This window comes from Bradyrhizobium embrapense, from assembly GCF_001189235.2.
Classification (GTDB): Bacteria; Pseudomonadota; Alphaproteobacteria; order Rhizobiales; family Xanthobacteraceae; genus Bradyrhizobium; species Bradyrhizobium embrapense.
Genome location: NZ_LFIP02000006.1, coordinates 143,516 through 168,257 on the forward strand (window position 1 = coordinate 143,516; position 24,742 = coordinate 168,257).

Here is a 24,742-nt window from a genome sequence, read left to right on the forward strand (position 1 = left end):
GCGCGCGATGATGGGTTGATCCCGGTTCGGAGCGGGCAACGGGGATCAGAATGACCGGCGAGTCGCAGCTGCGCGAGAAGCTTCGGAAGATCGAGGCGTTGTTCGTGGGTGCCGGAACTGCTGGTGAGCGCCTTGCAGCGGAAGCCGCACTGCAGCGGGTGCGAGCCCGGGTCGAGGAACTTGCTCGCCACGATCCACCGATCGAACAGCAATTCTCACTTCCCGACCAGTGGTCTCGGCACTTGTTTCTGGCGCTTTGCCGCCGATGTGGGCTGCGGCCGTTTCGTTATCGCCGGCAGCGACGCAACACGGTGATGGTCCGTGCGTCACGGGGCTTCGTTGATCGGGTCCTGCTGCCGGAGTTCACAGAGCTTGAGGGTGCGCTACAAGTGTATCTGCACGAGGTGACGCTGCGCGTGATCCGCGAAGAGATTTACGACGACGCCAGCGATGCGCAGGAAGTTTCCGACGCCTTGCCGTCGATCTGATCAAGCGGCGATCTTTGCCTCGGAACCGTCGCACGCAGCTTTCTAATGCCACGGCAACAGCGTGTTCAGCTGATTTATTTTGGTGCGTCCGGAGACGATGCGCTCGAGAACGTCACTAAGATAGTGCCGCGAGTCGATGTCGTGAAGTTTTGCCGTGTTGATGAGCGACGCGAGAATGGCCCATGTCTCGTCGGCGCCTTCACTACCGGCGAACAGATAGTTTTTCTTTCCCAATCCGATCGGCTTGATGCTGCGCTCGACCGTATTGCTGTCAATCTCGATGCGCCCATCATCGATGAATCGCGTCAGGCCTTCCCAATGCTTGAGGGCGTAGCGGATCGCCCTGCCAAGGGCCGATTTCTTCGAGACTTCCAGCAGTTGCACTTCGAACCAGGGCTTGAAGTCCTCGATCAGCGGCCTGGTGTCGGATTGTCGCACCGCAACTCGTTGCGTCGCCGGCAAACCGCGAATGCGATCCTCAGCGGCGTAGAACATCGCGATCCGCTGCAGCGCTTCCGCAGCAATCGCGACTTCGTCGCGACGTGAACGCCCCAGAACTTCCGCCGCGCATGCGCGAAGCAGAACGCCAGCTGCATCAGACGGCTGCCGTCTTGATCGGGCCCTTGTAGGCCGCATAGCCGATGGAGTGGACGCCCCCCGACGGCATCGATTGTGCCAAGATGTGGGTGTTTGAACCCGGTAAGGAGGACGTCCGTGGGCGAGGTTAGCATCTTTGGTTTGGATTTGGCTAAGAACGTGTTCCACGTCCACGGAGTTGCTCAGGATGGGAGGACCGTTCTGCGTAAGCAACTCCACCGTGGCAGATTGCCTGAGTTTTCGCGGAGTTGCCGAGGTGTGTGGTCGCGATGGAGGCCTGCGCCAGCGCCCATTATTGGGGACGGGAGATCGGTAAGTTCGGCCACGATATCCGGTTGATCCATCCCTCGTACGTGAAGCCCTTCGTTAAGCGTCAGAAGAACGATGCAGCGGATGCCGAAGCGATCGCCGAAGCCGCGTCTCGACCAACGATGCACTTTGTCGGCATCAAGAGCCCGAGAAGCAAGCTTCTTCCATGGCGTTCAAGGTTCGTGATCTCTTGGTTCGACAGCGTACACAGGCGATTAATGCCTTGCGCGGGCATCTTGCGGAATACGGGTCGATCGTGGCTCAGGGCGTGAGACATATCCCCCGACTGGCTGAGCTCCTGGCACCATATCCGGACCTGCCTGATCTAGCCCGCAGCCTTTGCCAGAATCTCTTGACGCATGTGAAATCCCTGTCGGAGCAGAGAGCAGAGCTGGAGGAGGGACTGCGGGTGCGCGCGAGACAGGACGAAGTTGCCTCTCGTTTAATGACCATTCCGGGAATCGGCGCAATCTGCGCTACAGCGACAGAGGCCTTGGCGCCGTCGGCGGAGGCCTTTTCTAAGGGACGAGATTTTGCGGCCTGGGTTGGTCTCACGCCCAAACAGACTTCCTCTGGAGGTAAGGATAGGCTCGGCAAGATCTCCAGGATGGGCCGGCAAGATCTCCGGCGCCTCCTTGTGCTTGGTGCGACCGCCGTTGTGCGATGGGCAAGACGCTATGGATCACCAGCAGGATCACGGCTGGCGAGAATGCTCTCGAAGAAGCCACCAAAGCTGATCGCGGTCGCTCTAGCGAACAAAATGGCGCGTATCGCCTGGGCCTTGATGATCCGCGGTGGCGCTTACCAGGCTCCAGCGTCTGGCGCTGCTTAACGCAAGGCCAGAAGCCGAGAGACGTCGGGAATGTGGTAAGGTCTAACGGCGGGTTATGGGCAATCGGTCAGGGACTGGGATTGGACGAATCAACTGAATCAACAGGTCGATGAGTGCCAGCGAGCACGCGTAGCCGAATTGGATCCAATCCACGCATTCCATAAGGGCCCGCGACGTGTCGAGGTCGCATTACGATGCCGGACACACGTCAGCACCCAACCACATGCCTATTCCGAAGTTATATTTTGCTTGCATTCACTGGGGCGTCCACACACATCGACCTGCAGGATGCCGCGGTACTCCCCGAACAGCCGCTTGGCGCGGATCGCCTTGCGATCCTCGGCGAACACGTAGATCACCGCCGGCGGCTCCGGGCCGCCCCGTGGGCGGTCATCGGTGGCGATCGCCCAGAACTGGCAGACTTTGGTCCTGCCACGACCGGGATCGAGGACTGGCAGCGGCGTCTCGTCGGCAAACGGCCGCGGGTAGGACATCACCGCGTGGTGCAACAGCGCGTGAAGCGGCTTCAGCCGCCAGGCGAGGCGGCCCATCCACAAGGCCAGTGTTTGCGGATCGAGCGTGATGCCTTGGGCGGCAAACATCTGTTCCTGGCGATACAGCGGCAGCTAGTAGCCATATTTCATACCGCGACGCGGGCCAGCAAGGCTTCCGTCATCATTCCACCGTCGATCGCCTGGGCCGACGCGGGTGCCTGTACCACACCCTGGCGGCAGCCCCGGCAGCCGTGCCGCGGAAGCACGATGCGCTTGATCCGGTACTGCATCGGACTGACGTCGAAGGCTTCCTTGACGGTCTCGGCGATCTTGTGCAGCTGCTCGCCGCAGCAGGGGCAGCTGTGGCTCTCGATATCGACCACGACATCGATGCGCGGCAAATGCTCCGGAAGCTTCCCGCGGTTGCGTCGCGCCGGTCGCTTTCCACGGCCCTCTGCTCCGTCAGGCAGCCTGACTCCGATCACATCGTCGTTGGCGGCGGCACGAGCCGCCTGTGCGCTGATGGTGTAGAGAGACAGCTGTCCGATATCCAGTGTCTTGGAGCGCGCACCGAAGATCGCGCGCTTGCACTGGGACAGGATCATCAGGAGCTTGTCGTTCTCCTGGATCGCAGCGTGCCGGTGAGCGATCGCTGCATCACGCTCGGTCGCCAGCGTGCTGCATTCCTCCGACAACGCCGCAAGCCGTGACGATAGCGCCATCACGGTTTGTCGGAGCATTGCTGGATCGGAAGGCAAATCACTCATGCAGAGTAATCTACAACAACTCCGCATGAGTGACGAACGCCTCTTGGTAATGATCAACCAGCTCGTACCGGCTGATCCACAGGTCGCATCGGCACACGCTTTCAGTCCGAGCCATCGCCGACCCTTCGCGTCTGCACGAATTGCTGCGCTGGGAATGGAAGCTCCCGCGGCAAGCCGACGAGCCCACCGATCAGCAAGCTGCCTAACCTTCAAGCAGCGATATCATAACGCTACCCGGGTTCGATCCTAGGTCTTGATCGTAAGCCGCAGATGTCGGCTGGTCTGCGCTCCTAGCGCCACCTCGTTCATGGATTGGTGGAGATCTCGCATCACATAAAGTCTCCATCAGAGTCGGACGCTGACGAAGATTCAGGATCGCTGGCGTATTTGGAGAGATACGTCGAATGCTGGGTATCACGCCGCCATTCACCATCCCTGCGGCTCCAGGGTCCGGACCGGGTTGGGTCAAGTACCATATCGTCTCGGTCCACATGGACAAAACCCATTTGTTCTGCACGGGTTCTCGCTTCGTCATTCGCAGGACGCCAGTTCACCAGAGGCCGTTCGCCGTCTTGCTGAAGTTGATGCTCGAGCAGAATATCGCCGGCGTTCGAAACGAGCGGATGAGCAACCTGGAAATCCACGATGGACGTGACGTCAGTTCGACCGGGAAACTGTTCTCGCCAGCCTTGGCTGTTGAAGTCAGTCATAGGAAATCCGCCTTCCGTTCTTTGGAGACCGACGCTCCTATTTCCGAGTTGGTAGCTGTAATATCGGGCGGCGTCCGAATCTCTTCGGATGCCATACTCACTAGCGACGTGCGCCGTGCGCCTAGCCCTTTCGGATACAAATTCTGAGTATTCCTGGGGATTGTTGGCGATATGATTGATCTCATCGCCATGAAAAGTCCTCACCTCTCGCCGGAATCTCTCTTGGTTGATCTCGATAACAGGACGTCTTGGACTGTTGTAATAACTTGGACCCGAGGATGAGCCGGCGTCGGAATCCTGCAATCGCATTCTAGAGAATGCGTCCGCGAAGTCGGCGGCATTCCCGTGCTCCGGTGAGCTTGCGCGATGATATTCATCATCGGATGGAACATCCGACCAATTGTTAATTCGACCGTACATGACGACCACACTCCTATGGATGTTGCATTGTGTTCAGGTCGTTAGACCTGACTCCGCTGATAATCAGCTTAGCTGTCCGTAAGCTGACGCGGGCAAATAAAGGGAGAACTAAATTCGGTGAAACGATAGGGCGAGGCGCGCAGTCAGGCGCCGCGCTCACCGGGGCGTCTTCATAAGTGTCGTCCGTGAAGAAGTGTCCAAGCCGTTGAGTGAGAGTCGGTTTTCGTCCCCGCTGCGATACGAGATTGCAAGCTTTTCACGGCGGAAGGCCGGAAAGCCCGCAGAATAGCCAGCCGTGATTCGTTCGTAGCGGAGGCGCGCGATGCGCCCGAAGAAGCCGGAAACGACGGGGGAAGGCGACCTGCTTCGCACCAGGTTCGATCGGATCATCCCCCTGAAGCAGGAGCAAGGGTTTGCTCGTTGCTTTCTTGAGGCGTTTCCGTGATCAGGATCTTTTCGATGCGGTGCGGCTTGGCTTGGCATGAAACGCGACCTTCGGCAAGGGCGCGAGGATACCGAGCATCGGTTCTGAATCGGCTTCAGGCTGATTTGGCCCTGTAGGAAGGGGGGGCAGGTCCCCATCAGCGTTAGTCAGGGGTTACGATGATGACCCAAACAAGATTGAATCTGCTCGTCCAGCTAATCGGTCTATGATTTGAAACTTCGGATGCAACTATATCGATAACCTGTCCGGCTCCGTCATCCAAAACCAACGCAACGGAACGCAAACCCAACAGCCCGATGCCGAGGCGGGAGGCTCCGACATGACCACCGCGGCTTCATTCGACAGTTACCGATTTGGCAAGATTACGTGGCTGATCTACGTCCGCGCCTCTTACGAGGGCGGCATGGTAAGCCAAGAGCTGAAGCGGAATGGCATAGACCATCGGCGCAAAGTTTGCGACCATCTCCGGCAGCACAATGGTCATGAGTGTGTCTAGCGTCGCTTCCAAAGCGCCCTTCGCATCGGTGATCAGAACGATCTTGCCGCCGCGAGCTGCAACTTCTTGCATATTCGATACGGTCTTCTCGAAGAGCTCGTCGTAAGGCGCAATCATCACCACAGGCACGGCCTCATCGATCAAGGCGATCGGTCCGTGCTTGAGCTCGCCGGCGGCATAACCTTCTGAGTGAATATAGGAAATTTCCTTCAACTTGAGTGCGCCCTCCAACGCCAGGGGGGCCGACGTGCCACGGCCGAGATAGAGCACGTCCCTCGAGTTGGCGATGTCGCCCGCGAGCTTTTCGATCTGCGGCTCAATCAACAGCGCCGCAGCAATCAACCGCGGCACTTCGATGAGCTCGCGCACGAGATTCGATTCATGGATCTCTAACAGCTTACCGCGCTCTTTTCCTGCTGCGACGGCAAGCACCGCCAATACCATCAGCTGGCAGATGAATGCCTTCGTAGAAGCGACGCCGATTTCTGGCCCCGCCAGCGTCGGCAGCACGGATTCGCTTTCGCGCGCAATCGTCGACGTAGAGACGTTAACCACAGATATCGTGTGCAGGCCTTGGCTCTTGGCGTATCGCAGCGCAGCTAGTGTGTCAGCGGTTTCGCCGGACTGCGAGATGACGATCGCAAGATCGCCCTGACGCAAAGGCGCCTCCCTGTAGCGGAACTCAGAGGCTACATCTATCTCGACAGGCAAGCGAGCCAACCGCTCGAACCAGTATTTGGCGATGTGACCGGCATAGTTTGCCGTTCCGCACGCGGTAATCGAGATACGCTGAATGGAGCTAAAATTGAACGGCAATGTGAGCGGCAGGGCTACGCGCTCGCCTGACCTATCAAGATAATGCGCCAGTGTTTTGCAGGCCACTGTCGGCTGCTCGTGGATTTCCTTGGCCATGAAATGGCGATAGTTCTCTTTATCCACAAGGAGTGACGATACGCCAGGCTTTGATGTCTCCCGCTGGACGACGGAGCCGTCTGCGCCATAGATCACGCAGATCGCGCGGGTAAGCACAGCCCAGTCGCCGTCTTCAAGATAGGTAATGGTGTCGGTCAACGGCGCGAGCGCGATCGCGTCCGATCCCAGGTACACTTCGCCGTTGCCATGTCCGATCGCGAGGGGCGATCCTTTGCGCGTACCGATCAAAAGGTCGTCGTGGCCCTTGAAGAGGAATGCAAGCGCGAAGGCTCCGCGCAGCCGCGGGAGCGAGGCTTGTACTGCATCCTGCGGCGAGTAGCCATTCTTAAGATAAGATTCGACGAGATGCGCCACCACCTCCGTGTCCGTCTCTGAGCGGAAGTTGGCCCCATCCCTCTCCAGCTCGGCTCGCAACTCGCGGAAGTTTTCAATGATCCCGTTATGAACGACCGCGACATTTTCCGTCGCATGCGGATGAGCATTGCTCTCGGTCGGTTTTCCATGAGTAGCCCAGCGGGTATGACCTATACCGGCATGACCCTCGGGCGGACAATAGCGCAGCCGCTCCTCAAGGTTTCTCAGCTTACCTTCAGCCCGCCGGAGCTTGATATGTAGCCCTTCGAGCGTCGCAAGGCCTGCGGAGTCGTAGCCACGATATTCCAATCGCTTGAGCGAAGCGACCAACTGCCCGACGACCGGACCACGCCCCAAGATGCCGACAATTCCACACATATCAATTAATGCCGCCCAAGCTCAAAGAGCGCGACGTCCCCGACGGGAAATCTGGTCATGAAATTCGCTCTCGACAAAAGCTGACTTTCGCTGGATAGCGACGATGGCGTCATTGCCGCAGAAGCCGCCGCAAGGATACGTCGTGCAAGTAGTGTGGCGTCACCTTACAACGTCCTGCTCTCGCATTCACGCAACCGTTCTAGGGTTTGTCGCGCTGGTGTAACAGGCTCATCAGCCTCTGACGGTTTCCAGCTATGTTGGTCGGAATGAGACTAATTGATTGCCACCGAAGCTCCATTGTACGAACGTAAGCTTTCCATAGCGAACTTATTTGAAGAACTATACCAATGTTTGCTGCATTCTCACATTTCGTGCTCGCGTCGATGATCCTGCCGCCCAGAGTATGGGTTCCGGTCAGAAGAATCGGGACATTTTTGTAGAGCTAATGTTGTGATGCGCGGGCTTCGCCGTGCTCTGGCTTACGTCCAGAGTTCAGATGCATCGACTACCGCGGCTTCAGCAAGTCACCCTCTTGCGCCATGGCCACATCGAGCGAATGCGCGCACCCAATGAAAGATAGAGACCACGAACTTCCGACCCTCTCTCATTGACGTATGCACAGAAGGGGGTTCGCCGTCTGCGAAGGTTCGTCGGATTTCATTTTGAATCTCGATGGTATTCCCCCTCCAGCACGATATAAATCAATGTATATAGTGTGCATTCCTGCACGATGTGTATGACTAGATCTAACGATCGGCTTCCTTTGATTCCGGGTGACGTGCGCCGACGGATTTCTCGAGAAGCCCGTTTCGCAAAGGACGATTCGAAGGGAAGCTTTCTTTCCAGCGCAGCTAAGAGAGACCATGGCGGCTCAGGATTCGAAGCGGCGCGTTGCGCTGATCACCGGCGTCACCGGGCAGGACGGCGCGTATCTCGCCGAATACCTGCTTGGGCTCGGCTACACCGTGCACGGGGTCAAGCGTCGCTCGTCCTCGCTCAACACCGCGCGCGTCGATCATCTCTATCAGGACCCGCATGCCGGCAACGTGCCGTTCCTGATGCACTACGGCGACATGACCGATTCGACCAATCTGATTCGGCTGATGCAGCAGATCCGGCCGACCGAGATCTACAATCTGGCCGCCCAGAGCCACGTCCAGGTCAGTTTCGAGAGCCCGGAATACACTGCCAATGCCGACGCGATCGGCGTGCTGCGCTTGCTGGAGGCGATCCGCATCCTCGGCATGGAGAAGGAGACGCGGTTCTACCAGGCCTCGACCTCGGAGCTGTACGGGCTGGTGCAGGAGGTGCCGCAGAAGGAAACGACGCCGTTCTATCCGCGCTCGCCCTATGGCGTCGCCAAGCTCTACGGCTACTGGATCACGGTGAACTACCGTGAGGCCTACCGCATGTTTGCGAGCAACGGTATCCTGTTCAACCATGAGAGCCCGATCCGCGGCGAGACCTTCGTGACGCGCAAGATCACCCGCGCCGTCGCGCGCATCGAGGTCGGCCTGGAGAGCAAGCTCTATCTCGGCAATCTCGACGCCAAGCGCGACTGGGGCCACGCCCGCGATTATGTCGAGGGCATGCACAGGATCCTGCAGGTGGATGAGCCTGGCGACTTCGTGCTCGCGACCGGCGAGACGCGATCGGTCCGCGAGTTCGTCGAGTTGGCGTTCGCGGAGGTCGGCCGCAACGTCGAATGGCGCGGCAAGGGTGTCGAGGAGGTCGGCGTCGACAAGGCGACCGGCAACACCCTGGTGCAGATCGATCCGACCTATTTCCGTCCGACCGAGGTCGATCTTCTGATCGGCGACGCGAGCAAGGCGCGCGCCCAGCTCGGCTGGGCACCCAAAACGCCGTTCGCGCAGCTGGTGAAGGAAATGATCGAACGCGATCTCGTCGAGGCCAAGCAGGATGCGGCCGATGGCAAGCACGGCGTTTGAACTGAAGGGCAAGAGGGTCTTTGTCGCCGGCCATCGCGGCATGGTCGGCTCGGCGCTGATGCGCCGGCTGGCGCGCGAACAGGCCGATCTCCTCACGGTGTCGCGCAGCCAGATCGATCTGCGCGACCAAGCCGCGGTCAACGCCTGGTTTGCCGCCAAGCGGCCGCAGGCCGTGTTCCTCGCCGCGGCCAAGGTCGGCGGCATCGTCGCCAACAACACGCTGCGGGCCGAATTCCTCTACGACAATCTGGCGATCGCAACCAATGTGATCCAGGCGGCGCACGCCAATGGTTGTGAGAAGCTGATGTTTTTCGGCTCGTCCTGCATCTATCCACCGCTGGCGCCGCAGCCGCTTCGTGAGGATTCGATGCTGACCGGCCCCCTGGAGCCGACCAACGAGCCCTATGCCATCGCCAAGATCGCCGGCATCAAGATGGCCGAAGCCTATCGCAGCCAGTATGGCTCGGACTTCATCAGCGTGATGCCGACCAATCTTTATGGTCCCGGCGACAATTATCACCCCGAATACAGCCACGTCGTCGCCGCGCTGATCCGCCGGTTTCACGAGGCCAAGGTCTCCGGCGCCGGCAATGTCGTGGTGTGGGGCACCGGCACGCCACGCCGCGAATTCCTTTATGTCGACGATCTCGCCGACGCTTGCATTCATTTGATGAAGACCTATTCCTCCCCTGAACTGGTCAACATCGGTACCGGCGAAGATATCACGATCGCCGAGTTCGCCCTGTTGGTCGCGGCCGCGATCGGCTTTCGCGGCGAGATCGGCTTCGACACCTCGCGCCCCGACGGCACGCCGCGCAAGTTGCTCGACGTCAGCCGACTGGGTAGGCTCGGCTGGCGCGCCCAAACCTCACTGCAGGAAGGCATTCAGTTGGCGTATCGGGCGTATCTCGCCGACAGCAGATGGACGGCCAGAGTAACCGCGTGTCCCGACAAGCGGGCGCAGGGCCGATCCCAGAATACTCGGCGGTGAATGTCCCAACATAGCCGGGCTAACCGGTCACGCAGATATTCAACTTCGCCGCGCAGTCAACCCAGTTCATTAACAACAACGCTCGGTGGGACGCCCAGCGCCGAGTGATCCGGTATGTCAAAGCTGCGGCTCAGCTATGCGGCTTGCAGGGACAGAGGCATCATCGACGTGCTGTTCCACAACCATCAAGTTGCGACCTATCGACGGTCGGCACGAACGCCGCCTTGCGACCGGTCATTAGCTCGACGCGCGTCGCTATTCCCTCTGAGCCGTCGCTTAGAGAGACTCTGCCATCACCATCCGCGCCGACAGCGTCGCGATGCACATGAGCACGCCTAACATCGCGAACGCCAACGGCAAGCCGACCATGTGTGCGACGAGCCCAATGCTGGCGGGACCGACCAGTATACCCGCATACCCGGCCGTGGTGATGACTGCAATCGCAACGCCTACGGGCATCACTCTCTGTTTGCCGGCGCATCGACACAGTACGGGTACAACATTTGAAACACCCAATCCAATAAGCACGAACCCCGCCATGGCAATCAACGCAATCGGCGCGGCCACCACAGCCAAGAAGCCGGTCAAAATTGGCACGGTCCCGAGCATCAATGTGGTACGGTCGCCGAGCCGAGCTACCATGGTATCTCCGCTGAGACGGCCTGCGGCCATCGCAATTGAGAAGAGCATACAGCCAAGGCCGCCGTGCGCCTCTGCGAGGAGGCCTTGCCCAACGAGAAGCAAAGCGCTCCAATCAAGCATTGCACCTTCGACGAGAAAGGTGACAGCCGCGAGTACGGCTACCAGCAACACACTGCGATTGGGCAAGACAAACAACGGTTCCTGCGGTCTCAAACTCATGGCGAGCAGCCGCGGCCATGCTGACATAATCGCGATCATCATTAAGGCCGAACAGACCAACGTCGAGATAAGCGGGCCACGCTGCAGCGAAAGAAACGAGGTCACCGCGGCAGAACCGGTAAATTCGCCAATGCTGTATTGGGCGTGGAAGCCGGACATCAATGGACGTCCCGTGGCGTGCTCCAATTCAATCGCATGAATATTCATGGCTACGTCGATCGAACCAAGTGAAACACCGAAGGCAAACAGCATGGCACCGAGGCTGAGAGGTGTGCCGGCAACTGCAAGCCACGGCAGGATGAGCGAGATGCCAAGCCCACCCGCGATGATGATGGGCTTGCTGCCATAGCGCGCATTCGACACACTGGTCAAAAGCATAGCGATGACGGACCCCGCTCCGAGACAGAGTAGCAGAAGACCGAGCACGCGGTTATCCACCCCGAGCCGCTCCTTCGCCAGCGGCACCAAAGGCGCCCAGGCCGCGAGGCCGAAGCCAGCCACGAAAAATGCGAGCCGCGTCCCGAGCAGGCCCGCAGACCAATTGGCAGATGGTATCACAGGCACTCCTGAGAGGACGGCTCGCGAGCGGGGCACCTCACCCCGTGCGCTACGCCTGCAAGCGGCCTGAAGCTCGATGATGACGGCCTCAAGTTGACAATCTTCATCTCTGCAAATGCTATGCCGTCGCAAAACGGCCCAAGTTCTGGCGAGCGAAGGTCAAATGAGAGTAATTGTCGATCACCATCCGGCGTGTCGCGCAGTCTTTCTGGGATAAACTAACCATACGAGTGACAATCGTCTTTGCTGGTACCCTACGGAGCGCAAAGCCCAAGGATTCCTTGTCGGAAAACATACAAAGCCCAGCGCGCCCTTGCCTGCGCTGACTCACCTCGAACACAGTCGTCAGTTTCTATGACATCACTTTTCAGCCAATCCGCAGCTCTCAGCAAAGCTGAGCAGGCTGAACGTGCGCGCGGGGCCTCTGGGACAAGCTGGGACGCAGTTAAGTCGCCGTGCGAAGACATCTGGCACGGCGTAGGGGATCACCGGCCTGAAGCTCTGAATACATGGAATCTCACAAGTATTGGACCGGCATTGACGGCTTGCGCGCGACCGCCGTCTAACGGTCATCGCCTTTCACTAAGGCTCAATCATCCCCGGCGGCTTTATCGGTGAAGAGGTCCTTTTCGTGATCAGCGATTTCGGGTGATCCGGTCTTTCAAGATTAGTGTGCACTGACGAAGATCACCACCATTTCGAGTGGAACGGCAAGAACATCAGCCTACAAACGTTGAATTTCCTCTGATATTGGATATCTGGCTCGTGCGCCGTGTTGTCTTTGGAGCAATTAGTTCGATGTTCATGCCGTTCTCGTCGACACCGAAAGGGGCAGCGCGGCGCCGCGATCACATCAATTCAATTAGCTCCGCGATCGCTTGGCCAGGTCCAGGACGGGTGCCTTCGACATCAAGGAGCCCGCTGGCATCGTTCATGCGCTTATACCCGCACCTTGCCGAGGTCGCCGTTCTGACCAGCTCGAACGGCGCGTGGTAAGGAACGAGTATAGCAACCAAAGATCAATCAATATCGTCGTGGCCATCACGCTATAAGCCCACGCGCTCTGCACTAGATTGAGCTCGATTAGAACCCGTGACAAACCGAAGCCCACGATCCAAGCATCGAAACTCATGCAAATGCGTCGAAATATCTCCGGATCAAGTTGGCGAATGACGTAGGATCCCAGCGGGATGCCGAGCACAACGCTGGGTATTAAGACATGGAGAAGACTGCCGCTTTCGGAGATGAACAGGCCAAGCCTATAATAGACGAAAGCGGTCACGCTCGATTCCGCCACGCGCACCAGGGCAAGTCCGGCGCGAAATTCGTTTTTGACCAGGCCCTGATTGTTAAACAGCATCGCCAAGGGCGGGCCGGAGATAGTAGTCACCGAATAGAGGATGCCCAGCATCGATCCGAATGGCAGACTGATTAGCCAGCTTGCTTCGATAGGGCGGCGCCAACCGGCGGCTTGCAGCAGGATCAAAGGAAGAATGATCGTGTAAGTGGCGAATTTGATCCAGCCTGGCTGCAGTGAAGCCAATGCATACCCGCCAAGTGCAATGCCTGGCAAGAGTCCAACCAAGATGGGAAACACGCGCCTCCAAACCGCCGGTACGCCCTTCAGATTGATGAGGAGCACGTAAACGTTGACGAAGACTTCGACGGTGACAATGGCAGGATTGAGAATGCGATTGGTGTAGAAAACCAGCGCAAGCGGCACAGTGAGCGACGAAAAACCGTAGCCGATGGCTCCGTTTACGAAAGCCGCAAAACACGTCGTTGCGGCCAGGAACCAGATAGAAGCATCAAACTCAGGCATTTCCTTAACTTTCCCACGCCAGAGGGCGCCCAATCCCGCCGGGGAATCAGACGCAAACCTTGGTCTTCAAGATCGCGAAAGATTCTGACCACTCGCTTACGAGCTCCGGCCGCCTTAATAATGGCGATGGCCGCGGTCAAGTGCAGGGCTTCTACGTTTGCTCCCCGTTACGGGCTGCAGTTGTGCAACAAAAGCGGCGCTGTACTCCCCGTTACCTAACTAAATCATTCAGCCATGCGCCTCGGTTTGCTGAAACAATGGTCTTCGTATCGAAATCGCAACAGCGCCAGCATCCGTGTAAGTGCGGACAACCAGTTCTCTAATCCCACAGAATTGCACTTGCGGTAGCCACCCTAAGGCGGATCAGACCGGAATTCATCTCTTTCAGCTAGTAATTCAACGCGGCCAAATGAAAGAAAGTAATTTCTCTTTCAAGAGCAATTTGGATGATGGATAAGCTGCATCCTGCTCAATAACGCATTAATTCTCTCCGCGCGCGGCGCGGTGGGTCAACGTTCGGCTGCGGTGAACGTGCGGCAATTCATCGTGGCGAAGCAACTGCGGATTGTTGACGTGTTCTTCGAGCGCCCGATGCGCGCAGTAACCTCGGCAGCAATAGCGCGAAGACCTCGATGCAACGGAGCGTTACGCCCCTCCTGAGGCTCCGCCGTTCACGACGCCGACACCTTGAAATGATCTTCTTTCTCCTCTATGAGGCAGTCCTTTGCCGCGGGCGAACGATGGGTCGAGAGGAGCGCGCCGGGAGAGGCCGTCCTTTGGTCTCGCCACGAATCTCGGGGCATTACCACGTTGGCAGGAAACGCCCCTACCGTAGAGCAGTAATCAGTCAATCTGGCCTGATCCCGGCGTCATTACTCGGCCGGCTGGGCCTCGGCAGCGCTGGTGAGGTCGAACTTGCGGCCCTTCTTCGCGTGACCGGCACTCGCATCGACGCGGTGATCGGAGGCGATCGCGACATAGACCGCCGGCAGGACGAAGAGCGTGAACAGCGTGCCGATAGACATGCCCGCGACGAGCACGAGCCCAATCGAGAAGCGGCTCGCGGCGCCAGCTCCTGTTGCCGCCAACAAAGGTACCACGCCTGTGACCATAGCCGCCGTCGTCATCAAGATTGGACGAAGTCGGACGCGAGCCGCCATCTCTATCGCGGAGCGACGGTCAAGTCTCTCCTTGAGCTGCAGCTCGTTGGCGAATTCAACCATCAGGATCCCGTGCTTGGCAATTAGACCGACAAGCGTCAGCAGCCCGACCTGAGTGTAGATGTTCATCGTCGCCCAGCCAAAGAATAGTGGTGTCAAGGCGCCGGCAATTGCCATGGGTACACTGATCATAATAATGAGGGGATCGCGCAGACTTTCGAACTGCGCCGCAAGCACCAAGAATATGACGATCAATGCAAATGCGAAGGTGATGGCAAGTTGGTCACCCTCGTGCACATATTGCCGCGCGTCGGCAAGGAAGTCGTGGCTGAAACCCGCCGGCAGCTTCTTTGCCTCTGCTTCCAAGAAGTCCACGGCTTGACCGATCGTGACCCCAGGCATCGGCACGGCCTGAAAGGTCGCGCAGTTGAGCTGGTTGTAGTGGGTGAGCGCGTTCGGATCAGTCGCAGTCTCGACCGAGACGACGGTAGATAGCGGAAGCATCGAGCCCGTCGCAGTCTTTACATAATAGTTCCCAATCGCTTCTGGGGCCATGCGTTTCTCGCGCGGCACCTGCGGGATCACCTGGTAGGAGCGGCCCTGCAGATTGAAACGATTGACGTAGTTTCCGCCAAGTAGGGTGGCCAGCGCGTCGCCGATATTCTGCATGGTGATGCCAAGATTGTTGGCCTTGGACCGATCGACCTTGATTCGCACCACCGGCTGGTTGAATTCGAGGTCAGAGTCGCTAACCATGAACAGACCACTCTTGCGCGCGGCGTCCTTCAGTTTCAACATTTGCTCATAGACGGATTGGTAGCCAAGCGTCGAATTGATCACCATCTGAACGGGCAGGCCGTCCGATCCGCCCGGAAGCGCCGGCAAGCTAAAAGCAAATGCGTTAATGCCTTCGATTTTCGACAGCTCGGCTTGAACAAGGGACCTAAGCACGATCGATGATCGCTTGCGCTCGTCCCACGGCTTCAGCAACATTCCGGCCATGCCTGATTGCGAGGCGCCACTACCGTTGAGCACGAAGCTCAAATCGGTCTCGGAAAACTTTCGGAAGGCCTTTTCGAGCTTGGCACCGTAGTAGTCGAGATAGTCGATATTGGCATATTTCGGCGCCTTCGTGAGTGCGAATACGATACCTTGATCCTCCTCGGGTGCAAGTTCCTTAGAGGTATGCACATAGAAAAAGCCGACAAGGCCCAGCATGGTCAGTGCAAACAGCCAGGTAATTGGGCGATAGTCGAGCGAGCGATCAAGCTTGCGGCTGTACCAGCATGTCATGGCAGCGAACACGCGGTTCGAAAATCTTGCAAACCGCCCCTCCTCGGCGCTCTTTAGAAAGACCGAGCACATCATCGGCGACAGCGTCAAAGCGATCACGCCAGACACGATCACCGCCCCGGCCAGCGTGAACGCGAACTCGCGGAACAGCGCACCGGTGAGGCCACCGAGAAAGCCGATGGGGGCGTATACGGCCGCCAACGTAATCGTCATGGAGACGACAGGGACCACGATCTCGCGCGCTCCCTTCGTGGCGGCCTGCAGGGGCGGCGCCCCTTCCTCTAGATGACGATAGACGTTCTCCACCACGACGATCGCGTCGTCGACCACGAGACCTATCGCGAGCACCATCGCAAGCAGGGTCAGGAGGTTGAATGAGAACCCCAGCGCCAGCATCAAGCTGCAGACGCCAACGAGCGACAGCGGAATGGTGACGACGGGAATGACGACCGATCGCAGCGAGGCTAGGAACAGGAAGATCACCATCACCACGATCACGATGGCCTCGATGAGCGTCTTCTCCACTTCATCGATCGACGATTGGATGAATTTCGTTGAATCGTAGGCCACTTTCATTTTGAGCGATGGCGGCAGGTTGCGCTCCATTTCTGGAAACAGCGCGCGAACGCCTCGCACTATGTTCAGCGGATTGCCTTGTGGACCCGCCTGCACGCCGATGACAACCGCGCGCTCGCCGTTCATGACGGCACTGACGTCTGTCGTCTGCGCGGCAAGCTCGACTGTCGCAATGTCCTCAATGCGCACAAAGCCACCATCATTGGCTTTAACGATCATGCGCTTGAAGTCATCTACACTCCGTAGGTCGGTATTTGCCGTGACGTCGGAGATAGTGAAATATCCCTTGGTCTGGCCGGCCGCCGCCTGGAAGTTATTGGCGGCGATTGCAGCCGAAACATCCGCCGGCGAGACGCCGCGCCCTGCCATTTTCGCCGTATCGAGCCATAGCCGCATCGCAAAACTTTGGCCGCCCAGGATGTCTGCCGCGGCGACGCCATCAACGGTTGACATAACCGGTTGCACGACGCGCGAGAGATAGTCAGAAATCGCGCTGGCCGTCAGTTCCTCGCTGGAGAAAGCGATATACATGACAGCGGTGGCCTGACCCGTTGCCTTAGTGACGACTGGATCGTTTGATTCCTTTGGGATTAAATATTTGATTGAGTTGACCTTAGAAAGCACCTCGGTGAGCGCCTCGTTGGGATCGAAATTCAGCTTTATGTAGACTTGGATTGTCGACGTACCGAGTACCGATGAGGAAGTGATGTAGTCGACGCCCTCGGCGGAAGCGACGGCCTGCTCCAGTGGAGTGGTGATGAACCCCTGGATCATGTCGGCGGAGGCGCCAGGATAGGAAGTCGTGATATTGACGACCGTATTGGACAGCTTGGGATACTGCCGGATCGGCAGAACAGTGGCCGCGCGAAGTCCGATCAGCAGGATCAGGAGACTGAGGACGACAGACAACACCGGGCGTTTGATGAAAAGTTCGGTAAATGCCATCTCGACTCGCATTCAAGGTAACGCAAATTCGTGAGCAGGTCGCGCTGCCCGCGGCTAATGCGCGTAAAACTTGGGAACTGAAAACGCCTGATCCAAAGGCAAACGCGCCCAAGTAGGGAGCTCAGTCCTGCGCTTCTTACATCGTGGTTGCTTGGCCCTGCCCTTCTCATCACTGACCGCGACCTCGAATTGCGGGCGCACTTCCCAAGTTAAACATCCATGTCTTTTGGCACCTAAGCAGCCTGCGGGCCGCCTCGAGACGTGGAATTGAGCTCACCTGTTTCCATGTCGTTTCGTCTTCAGACCTTGATGGAACGCAAGGGCTTCCAGCGAAGAATCAAGCCAGCTCAAGGCTTCGCTTCGATCGCTCGTTGATCCGGCCTCGATGTCGAAATTAGAAACGATCTGATGGATGCTCAACTCTACAAAGGTGAGTGGGTAATATAGGATGGGCTGTCAAACCTATACCAAGGTTTTGTCAAAGCGGAACGCTGAAGCCTCATCGCCCGCCTCAACACCAGTGAAGAGCTCGCTAGGTTGGAAAAACCGTATCTTATGACTTCGCGCCGACGCGGCCTGCTGATTCTACGCACGTCGCGCGCCTTCATAACGACACATGATAACTGCGCCAAAGCGGGCCTTCGGACCGAATTCACGCTTCGAGCTGCAGAACGGGGAAGGAACGTATGCGGAGAAGTCCGAAGCGCGGGCGCGGAAGTGTGACTGAACCTTGCGGGAGCGGCAGACAACCTGTAACGATGCCAGCATGCCGCGTCGCCGCCTTCTAGTGGCGGGGCCTGTAGCTCAATGGTTAGAGCCAACCGCTCATAACGGTTTGGTTGCAGGTTCGAGTCCTGCCGGGCCCACCATTCAGAACGCGGCGTCGAATCCGCGCCTCCGCCGCCGCCTTCATCGGGCGGCACGCCCGACATTTCTGCAATCAGATTAAAGGGTTGACGGAAAGTCGGCGTGAGCTGCCCACCACGCCACGTGGAGTTCGAGAGTACAAAATTTAGAAGACAGCGCTTGTCCGCTGCCGGGCGTTTCTCGAAAAGTCGCTGCGCATCTTTGGCAACTGTTAATAGCTTGACGCCTTCGTCCATGTAGGACTGCTCGGCAGCCTGGTGCCAGCCAATCTCTCGCAAACAGCGATCCTGGCTGCTTAATCTTAATAGTGATTAGCGCTAAAAGCGGACCTATTGCTGCGTCAATCAAAGCAGCATCGGAGCCGGATTTGTCCACTGAAGGGAATGGACGGTAAGCCGTTAGGATCCGACCGTTCATCAGAGGCTCGACAACTCTAAGGGATCAACTTCGGTGGCAGCCTTTCCTTCAGCCTCTTCAATATAGGGCTGGGAACTGGTTGCTTGAGCCTCTTGAACAGCGCAGCAAATGCCTCGTGAATGAGAACGTCAACTGGAACGTCTTGTTGCGCTGCGAGCACCTTGATCGCGCGAAAAGCCTCTGGGTCGAAATAGCCGGCAATCATCCTTTTGCCTTCTCGCCCTCCGCGACGCGCATTGCGATCCTTGAGGTCACTGCCTCGTTTGGCAGCGTTTCGGCTTTTGAACTCCATTGTTAACACCGCTAGATTGTTATCGTCCGCTGAGCAGCCTCGCAGGAGGATGCAAAAGAATCAACGACTATGTCCTGATATTTGGAGCCTCCGGCTGTGCCGCATGTAACGGCGACGATGACTCTCCTGTCTAGGATATTTCGGGATTTAGTTTGGTCCTTCGGCTTGTCCTTGCTTTTAATCGATGAGCACTCAGCAAAGTGCTTGCAAACGTTGCGGCGGCGGAGGATGAAACTAGCGTTGAAATTGTATTTTAGGCCGCCATGATTGAACCGACTTATAATATTGCCGATCTCCCCGATTATCCCGCTTTCCAGCAGCTGGCTCGTGCATTGTGGCGCAACGGCTCCGTTCGCGGCGCCTCGGTCCTGGTTGGTGCCGGCCTCAGCAAGAATGCGGAGCGGCCTGGCGAAGATACGCCCGAACCACCCTTGTGGTCTGAACTCATGACGGAAATGGTCGAGCGGCTGTATCCGCACGATCAGAAGAGAGCGCCAAGCAACCCCCTGCGCATTGCCGAAGAATACCGAACCTATTTTGGTCAGGCGGGGCTCGACGACTTTCTCCGGACACGGCTTCCGGACAAGTCGTGGTCCCCAGGACCGCTGCATGGCGCTCTGCTGAGCTTACCGTGGGGCGACGTGCTCACGACCAATTGGGACACGCTCCTTGAACGCGCCGAACACACCAGCGACCAATCTTACGAGGTCGTAAGAACGGAAGCCGATCTCACCCACGCCCGATCGCCGCGCATCGTGAAACTACACGGATCGATCGGTGATCCAGGTCCCCTCATCTTCGCGGAAGAAGATTACCGAACCTACCCCGTGAAGCACGCGGCCTTTGTTAATCTTGCCCGGCAAATCTTTATCGAGAACGAGTTATGTCTGATCGGCTTTTCCGGCGATGATCCCAACTTCCTGCAATGGGCTGGCTGGGTACGCGATCATCTCGGCGGCAGCGCGCGCCGAATATACCTGGTCGGCAATCTGCGGCTGGAACGATCAACCAGGAAGTATCTGGAAGCTCATAACGTTGCGCCGATTGATTTCTTCCCCATCGTTGAAAAACTGTCGCCGAGCCTTCAGCATGCCGCAGCGATCCGTATTTTCATCGATGAGCTGCGCAAGGTGAAGCCGCCTTTACGGCACGAATGGAAGTTGACCGCCCACGGCGAATTTCCTTTGGCTAAGGCAGGCGGTGATGCTCACCAGCGCATTCACAAGGACAGCGAATTTGCCGCCGATCTGCTGAAGCGGACAATTCCCTTCTTCAAGGCCGACCGCGGCAACTATCCCGGCTGGCAGATCTGCCCGGCCCATCTGCGCCGGTCAATCGCTTACACCGGTGATGCGCATTGGTTGGTACGAAAGCCGGTGCTCGATCTTTTAGAGCCGAAGCTGCGTGCCGAAGCCCTATTCGAGATTCTGTGGCGCCGCACGCTCGCATTTGTTCCCTTGGATGTTCGGCTTGCCGAGGCACTCACGGAGATTGTCGACAATAAGTCACCCGAGATCGACCCCGATGCGCGCCTGGAATTCGCGCTGGCGCTTATGCGAGACGCCCGTGTTTCACGTGACGAGGAGGGCATGCAGCGATGGGCAGCGTTTATCGATACGGAAGCCGCCGCCGATGCACTTGTCCGGCAAGAGGCTCAGTATCAATGGTGCTTGCGCGCGCGTGATCGGATGGAATTCGATACGTTGGCAGCAAGGCTTGCCAAGCTAAAGTCGGACGATCCAATCTGGAGATTGCGGCGTGCTGCCTTGCACACGGAGTGCGGCGAATACGCGAAAGCGGCGAAGCTGATCAAAGACGCGATGGCGGATCTCGAACGCCGTCACCGGCTCGATCGCAATTCGTTGGTTGTCAAATCGCAATTGGGATGGGCCAGTTGGATCAACAGGGCATCTGAGACGTGGGATTCGATTGGTCAAGCCGACCGTCCTCTTCTCTCCAGGGACTTCAAGGAACTCGATATCGCCCCCCGAGCGGAGGTTGAGTACATAGAAAATAGCGCCGCCAGAATCATAAAGAAACGCAACGAAGATACTGTCGCCGTTCAACCCGCATTCGAGGCGGGACATTATCGCCACGGTGCAGCCGAAACGCATTTCGGTTCAAATCCTGCTCTCGAATTGCTTTACGAGTTCGATCAACTCATCGAGCATATCGGCCTTCCTCTCCGCATCAATCGAGTTGATGTCTCCTCGACGGCGGCGCTTGCCGTTGTAGAGGCGGCTCCCCAATCCGACCCGGAATGGTTTGTCTGGCTCTTCCGCGCTTTGCACTCTCATTTCGACAAGCCGTTTGAGCGGCATTTCAGCCGGGTCGCGACTGCGCGAATACCGGCGACGACGGCTTCGCTCCTTCATTCCATCATTGGGTCCGCGGTCGCGTTCTGGGCTCGCCGTATCAAGGATGCGCGCGCCGCCGAAGCTAAGAACGATCTTGGCTACGCCGTCGATGCATTGCGCCTGATGTTGATGGCCTTGGCGCGCCTGACGGTTCGAATGAGTCCCGAAGAAGCGTCTCAGGCGCTGCAAATGGCGAGCGATCTGGCGAAGGATCCCATGGTCACTCACCATTGGTTGATCGATGCCATCGGCGAATTGGCAAAGCACGCGGTCAAAGCTCTTCCAACGGCGCAACGGGGTACGGCCGCCCTCACCTTACTCGAATTTCCGTTGCCTTCGGAAAAGGGTGTACAGGGGTCGTATGCTTCCTGGCCGCAGATCGTTTTTGATATTTGGAATACACGGCCCAGCCGTCAGCCGGCCGACACCCGTTGGGATCATCGGATAGGTCAACTCCTGGCTGCGTCCCAAAAAGGCAACACCGACAGACCGATAGCCATCCCACAGCTCGCTTATCTCGCTTTTAACGAGACGCTCAAACCTGACGAAATCACGGCTTTCGGCAACGCGCTCTGGTCGGACCTCGATGCACAAGAGGGGGGGCTTCCGGCAAATACATATCTCAATGCTGGTCTGTTTCTGAAGATGCCTGCACCGGAGAGTATTGATAGACATGCGAGGCTGTCTGCTCGGCTGCTGGGCTTGGACTTACGCGATGTCATGCGGCTCCCCTCTCCGTTAAACACAAGCGTGATGGGGGATAAGACCAACCATTTGGCCTCAATTACGAATGCAGCCCGCTTCGGTCTCACCATTTCAGCCGATCGGGCAGCGCAAATGTTCGACGAGATCACCGCGTGGGAGATTCAAAAGGTAGAGGGTGACAGGGATCCTTTCGGCGTGTCGTTCGCTAAGAGTTTCAACGATGCGATCCGGCTTGCCGCGGGTTATGCGTTAACCGTCGCCATCGTACCCGCCATGCGCACTGACCAACGGACGATCGAGCGGGCGCATGCCCTTATTGTGTTCATTGGACGTACGCAGTCTTGGACCAGCATGCAGGCGTTGCTATACTTTATCGCATCGGCAACGGATGTCACCGACGAGGCCATTTCTGTTATCCGCGCAAGATTGCTCGGTTCGGATCCCGAGCAGGTAGGAAGTGCCGCGCAGGCCATAGTCGTGTGGGCGCGATTGGTCCTTAGCGGAACACTTCCCGAATTGCCGCAAACGCTTATCGAACGGCTTATAACGACGATCGAAGTGCGCCGCCCAATCGGTCTTCTCGCCCTGCTCGATGCCGCGCTCAAATTGCTAAAGCTGGATTTCCTGGGGCCGGAAGACCTGAAGCGCCTGACAGAAACGATCGCGGAGATTCGTGGAGTCCGCTACGAGGATATCGCACTGAACAGCATGGAGGCCGTTTCAGCTTCACTCGTACGTGCAGAGTGCGTCAAGCTCGCCGTTGCACTCAAGGCGCGTACCAAAGACGACGGATCACTTCAGGCGTGGATCGATGAAGCCCGTATTGATTCCTTGCCTGAAGTCCGGTTTAGCCTGACGGAGCCCGATCAAGATGATCCAGAGTAAGCGGGAGACACTTTGCCAACGGAAGGACCATAGCCTGACTGGTCATGACGTCTTTTTGGACAGAACCTCTTCTAGTCGTGCGACGAGAATGGCTCGCTTGTTCGCGGACAGCTTATCCAGATTCTGCTGGCGCCAGCGCACGGCGGGCAAGTCGGCGGCGCCAGGTACGGCTAGCAGATCCCAGTTGGGCTGACCTTTTTCAAACGAGATCAGAAACTTACGATGATTGTCGGGCATATCGCCGACAATCGACTTTATCAATGCCGCTCTCGCAGCGAGCAGATCCGCAAGCTCGACGGGATCACGGCTCATGCCAGCGAAACCATGCTTGAACGCATCCTCGATATTCTTAAGCGTCGGCGCCAGCACTTCCGACATCGGCCGGTCGTGGCTCAGTAGGTAGACGATGAAGGCCTTGCGTAAGTCGTCGCTGATGCCTTCGTTGGCAATCAGATCGCGTACATCGAAAAGGTCACGGGGATGCTGACGATCGAGGGCTGCAACAATCTTGCCGCCATAAAGATCTTCGAATGATACGGTTCGCGCCTCAGCAAACCCGAACTCCTCTTCAACAGCCGGTTTGACCGGAACTATTGCTGGCTCGAAGACGCAACCACGTAGAACGGGCGTCACTTCAATCTTGATCTGTACGCCTTGTGAGCGGACGATCAGTTTGACGACGGCATTTTCGGTCTTGCTCTCGGTGATTTGCGCATCGGGAATTTTTGCTTTGATCTTACTGGCAATGCGTTTCATGGCGTCGTCGATATTGGCCAACGATTCCGTTCGCGGCGCTACGGGCAAATAGGTGAGATCGATATCGACCGACAGACGTGGAAGATCGCGAACAAACAAATTGATCGCGGTACCGCCCTTGAGAGCAAAACAGGCTTCATCCGTCACGAAAGGCAGGGCGCGGATGAGCAGGGCAACTTGCCGCTTGTAGACATCAGCGAACGCCATGCAAATCCTCAGGCACCGTTATGTGGTAGGTTGGATCGAGAACACCGCCTTTGACAAGCATACGCTTACCACTGCCGAGATCGACATTTTCTTTCTTGACGTGCTTGAGCCATGGATGCTGATGCCGATCGGCAAAGAAGAAGAACAGCCGCTTCACCTTCACACTGGTGCAGTCGTTCAGTAGTTTCTGCAGGCGTTTTGGCCGCAGATTGCTGAGGCCGCCGAACAGGGCGTCAACCTGATCAAAGCTCTCGTGGTGTGGCAGCTCATCGAGCAGCTCAAGAACTGCGCGTTCCGGCGTTGAGAGTGTCAGGGGCCAATCCCACTGACCCCAGGTAAGCTCCGTGACCTCGCCGCCACGAAAACTCGTCGCGTCGCGGGCCTCGCCTTTGTCGACGTTCCATCTGAGGCTACCCAGCCCCTTGGTCACCGGCTCGTTTTTGAAGAGCCGTTGGTCATTGTGATAGACGAAGCGGGCCTTAAGCGGCAGTTTGGAAACCCAGCCGGGCGGCGCCTTGGGGCCGTACAAATGGACGGGCGTGGCCGGTGACTGCGCGAGGTAATGAGCATAGCCCTGCAATTCGAGCGCCGTGCGTCCGCCGACGACGAGCGGCGAGTAATTCAGGATAGTCTGGAGCGAGATCACGACCTGCTGCCAGCTCAAAGTCCCACGGGGCCGGCGAAACACACTGCGGGTCGGCTGTTCGAGCCAACCTGATTTGACATAGAGGTGTTGGAGCTGCGGTGAGTAGCCCTGAGCCGTGAGCCATGCGGCATCCACAAGCATTCCCTCGGGAAGCTTGCTGGCGAGCTGGTTTAGAAGTCCTCCTTTTTCTCTATTCATAATTTATAATATAGCACATTTTAAAACCAAATGC

Annotated in this window: 16 protein-coding genes, 1 tRNA gene and 1 pseudogene; 7 read left to right on the forward strand and 11 right to left on the reverse strand. The window is 57.7% G+C overall.

Features of this window, described 5'->3' with window-relative positions:
* The first annotated feature begins 50 nt into the window (after window positions 1-50).
* Window positions 51-488: a hypothetical protein gene (locus tag AKN83_RS26185; protein ID WP_050402924.1), complete on the forward strand. Its 438-nt coding sequence runs from the start codon at window positions 51-53 to the stop codon at window positions 486-488.
* Between the two features lie 42 nt (window positions 489-530).
* Here AKN83_RS26185 and AKN83_RS26190 read toward each other — a convergent pair whose 3' ends face one another.
* On the reverse strand, window positions 531-983 hold the full coding sequence (locus AKN83_RS26190; RefSeq protein ID WP_244522104.1) for an IS66 family transposase: 453 nt from the start codon (window positions 981-983) through the stop codon (window positions 531-533).
* A 219-nt stretch (window positions 984-1,202) separates the two neighbouring features.
* On the opposite strand from AKN83_RS26190, the pseudogene AKN83_RS26195 reads away from it, so the two are divergent.
* A pseudogene (locus AKN83_RS26195) lies at window positions 1,203-2,226 on the forward strand (IS110 family RNA-guided transposase).
* 227 nt (window positions 2,227-2,453) lie between these two features.
* Here AKN83_RS26195 and AKN83_RS41360 read toward each other — a convergent pair.
* The 3 genes from AKN83_RS41360 to AKN83_RS42260 form a co-directional block, all read right to left on the reverse strand.
* Window positions 2,454-2,828: an IS66 family transposase gene (locus AKN83_RS41360; protein ID WP_244522105.1), complete on the reverse strand. Its 375-nt coding sequence runs from the start codon at window positions 2,826-2,828 to the stop codon at window positions 2,454-2,456.
* Window positions 2,829-2,866: 38 nt separating this feature from the next.
* A complete protein-coding gene (locus tag AKN83_RS41365) occupies window positions 2,867-3,460 on the reverse strand; it encodes an IS66 family transposase (RefSeq protein ID WP_244522106.1) in 594 nt (197 codons plus the stop codon).
* Between the two features lie 356 nt (window positions 3,461-3,816).
* On the reverse strand, window positions 3,817-4,617 hold the full coding sequence (locus AKN83_RS42260) for an effector protein NopP (protein WP_172803615.1): 801 nt from the start codon (window positions 4,615-4,617) through the stop codon (window positions 3,817-3,819).
* 322 nt (window positions 4,618-4,939) lie between these two features.
* On the opposite strand from AKN83_RS42260, the gene AKN83_RS41785 reads away from it, so the two are divergent.
* Window positions 4,940-5,062 carry a hypothetical protein gene (locus AKN83_RS41785; RefSeq protein ID WP_283807407.1) on the forward strand — a complete coding sequence of 41 codons (123 nt, stop codon included), beginning with the start codon at window positions 4,940-4,942 and terminating at the stop codon, window positions 5,060-5,062.
* A 334-nt stretch (window positions 5,063-5,396) separates the two neighbouring features.
* Here the strand turns inward: AKN83_RS41785 and glmS are convergent, their stop codons facing one another.
* On the reverse strand, window positions 5,397-7,223 hold the full coding sequence (glmS, locus tag AKN83_RS26210) for a glutamine--fructose-6-phosphate transaminase (isomerizing) (RefSeq protein ID WP_050402921.1): 1,827 nt from the start codon (window positions 7,221-7,223) through the stop codon (window positions 5,397-5,399).
* A gap of 863 nt (window positions 7,224-8,086) precedes the next feature.
* On the opposite strand from glmS, the gene gmd reads away from it, so the two are divergent.
* Both gmd and fcl read left to right on the forward strand, forming a co-directional pair.
* Window positions 8,087-9,172, forward strand: a complete 1,086-nt coding sequence (gmd, locus tag AKN83_RS26215) for a GDP-mannose 4,6-dehydratase (protein WP_063695528.1) — start codon at window positions 8,087-8,089, stop codon at window positions 9,170-9,172.
* Entirely contained in the window at window positions 9,153-10,163 is a 1,011-nt protein-coding gene (gene fcl / locus AKN83_RS26220) for a GDP-L-fucose synthase (RefSeq protein WP_063695541.1), read from the forward strand. Before gmd ends, fcl begins: the two co-directional genes overlap by 20 nt.
* A gap of 276 nt (window positions 10,164-10,439) precedes the next feature.
* On the opposite strand, the gene AKN83_RS26225 is transcribed toward fcl, so the two are convergent.
* From AKN83_RS26225 to AKN83_RS26235, 3 genes are all read right to left on the reverse strand, one after another.
* Entirely contained in the window at window positions 10,440-11,525 is a 1,086-nt protein-coding gene (locus AKN83_RS26225) for an MFS transporter (RefSeq protein ID WP_244486027.1), read from the reverse strand.
* A gap of 988 nt (window positions 11,526-12,513) precedes the next feature.
* Window positions 12,514-13,404 (reverse strand): sulfite exporter TauE/SafE family protein, encoded by an 891-nt coding sequence (locus tag AKN83_RS26230; RefSeq protein WP_050402920.1) that lies wholly within the window; start codon window positions 13,402-13,404, stop codon window positions 12,514-12,516.
* A gap of 872 nt (window positions 13,405-14,276) precedes the next feature.
* Complete coding sequence (locus AKN83_RS26235; RefSeq protein ID WP_050402919.1) at window positions 14,277-17,378, reverse strand: efflux RND transporter permease subunit; 3,102 nt, start codon at window positions 17,376-17,378, stop codon at window positions 14,277-14,279.
* Window positions 17,379-18,171: 793 nt separating this feature from the next.
* Here AKN83_RS26235 and AKN83_RS26240 point away from each other — a divergent pair.
* Window positions 18,172-18,247 (forward strand) — tRNA-Ile (locus AKN83_RS26240).
* A gap of 431 nt (window positions 18,248-18,678) precedes the next feature.
* On the opposite strand, the gene AKN83_RS26245 is transcribed toward AKN83_RS26240, so the two are convergent.
* Window positions 18,679-18,954: a ribbon-helix-helix domain-containing protein gene (locus tag AKN83_RS26245; protein ID WP_128089496.1), complete on the reverse strand. Its 276-nt coding sequence runs from the start codon at window positions 18,952-18,954 to the stop codon at window positions 18,679-18,681.
* Window positions 18,955-19,217: 263 nt separating this feature from the next.
* Between AKN83_RS26245 and AKN83_RS26250 the strand changes: the two genes are divergently transcribed.
* Window positions 19,218-22,901 (forward strand): SIR2 family NAD-dependent protein deacylase, encoded by a 3,684-nt coding sequence (locus AKN83_RS26250; protein WP_050402917.1) that lies wholly within the window; start codon window positions 19,218-19,220, stop codon window positions 22,899-22,901.
* Between the two features lie 42 nt (window positions 22,902-22,943).
* Here AKN83_RS26250 and AKN83_RS26255 read toward each other — a convergent pair whose 3' ends face one another.
* Window positions 22,944-23,864, reverse strand: a complete 921-nt coding sequence (locus tag AKN83_RS26255; protein ID WP_050402916.1) for a nucleotidyl transferase AbiEii/AbiGii toxin family protein — start codon at window positions 23,862-23,864, stop codon at window positions 22,944-22,946.
* Entirely contained in the window at window positions 23,851-24,708 is an 858-nt protein-coding gene (locus AKN83_RS26260; protein WP_050402915.1) for a type IV toxin-antitoxin system AbiEi family antitoxin domain-containing protein, read from the reverse strand. The genes AKN83_RS26255 and AKN83_RS26260 overlap by 14 nt, the downstream gene beginning before the upstream one ends.
* Between the last annotated feature and the right edge of the window lie 34 nt (window positions 24,709-24,742).

What these genes read in the sequence shown, in the direction of transcription:
- gmd (WP_063695528.1), top strand. Translation starts at nt 8,087, where the DNA reads ATGGCGGCTCAGGATTCGAAGCGGCGCGTTGCGCTGATCACCGGCGTC.
- AKN83_RS26185 (WP_050402924.1), top strand. Translation starts at nt 51, where the DNA reads ATGACCGGCGAGTCGCAGCTGCGCGAGAAGCTTCGGAAGATCGAGGCG.
- AKN83_RS26190 (WP_244522104.1), bottom strand. Translation starts at nt 983, where the DNA reads ATGTTCTACGCCGCTGAGGATCGCATTCGCGGTTTGCCGGCGACGCAA.
- AKN83_RS42260 (WP_172803615.1), bottom strand. Translation starts at nt 4,617, where the DNA reads ATGTACGGTCGAATTAACAATTGGTCGGATGTTCCATCCGATGATGAA.
- AKN83_RS26230 (WP_050402920.1), bottom strand. Translation starts at nt 13,404, where the DNA reads ATGCCTGAGTTTGATGCTTCTATCTGGTTCCTGGCCGCAACGACGTGT.
- AKN83_RS41360 (WP_244522105.1), bottom strand. Translation starts at nt 2,828, where the DNA reads ATGTTTGCCGCCCAAGGCATCACGCTCGATCCGCAAACACTGGCCTTG.
- AKN83_RS26260 (WP_050402915.1), bottom strand. Translation starts at nt 24,708, where the DNA reads ATGAATAGAGAAAAAGGAGGACTTCTAAACCAGCTCGCCAGCAAGCTT.
- AKN83_RS26245 (WP_128089496.1), bottom strand. Translation starts at nt 18,954, where the DNA reads ATGGAGTTCAAAAGCCGAAACGCTGCCAAACGAGGCAGTGACCTCAAG.
- AKN83_RS41365 (WP_244522106.1), bottom strand. Translation starts at nt 3,460, where the DNA reads ATGCTCCGACAAACCGTGATGGCGCTATCGTCACGGCTTGCGGCGTTG.
- AKN83_RS26235 (WP_050402919.1), bottom strand. Translation starts at nt 17,378, where the DNA reads ATGGCATTTACCGAACTTTTCATCAAACGCCCGGTGTTGTCTGTCGTC.
- fcl (WP_063695541.1), top strand. Translation starts at nt 9,153, where the DNA reads ATGGCAAGCACGGCGTTTGAACTGAAGGGCAAGAGGGTCTTTGTCGCC.
- AKN83_RS26255 (WP_050402916.1), bottom strand. Translation starts at nt 23,864, where the DNA reads ATGGCGTTCGCTGATGTCTACAAGCGGCAAGTTGCCCTGCTCATCCGC.
- AKN83_RS26250 (WP_050402917.1), top strand. Translation starts at nt 19,218, where the DNA reads ATGATTGAACCGACTTATAATATTGCCGATCTCCCCGATTATCCCGCT.
- AKN83_RS41785 (WP_283807407.1), top strand. Translation starts at nt 4,940, where the DNA reads ATGCGCCCGAAGAAGCCGGAAACGACGGGGGAAGGCGACCTGCTTCGC.
- glmS (WP_050402921.1), bottom strand. Translation starts at nt 7,223, where the DNA reads ATGTGTGGAATTGTCGGCATCTTGGGGCGTGGTCCGGTCGTCGGGCAG.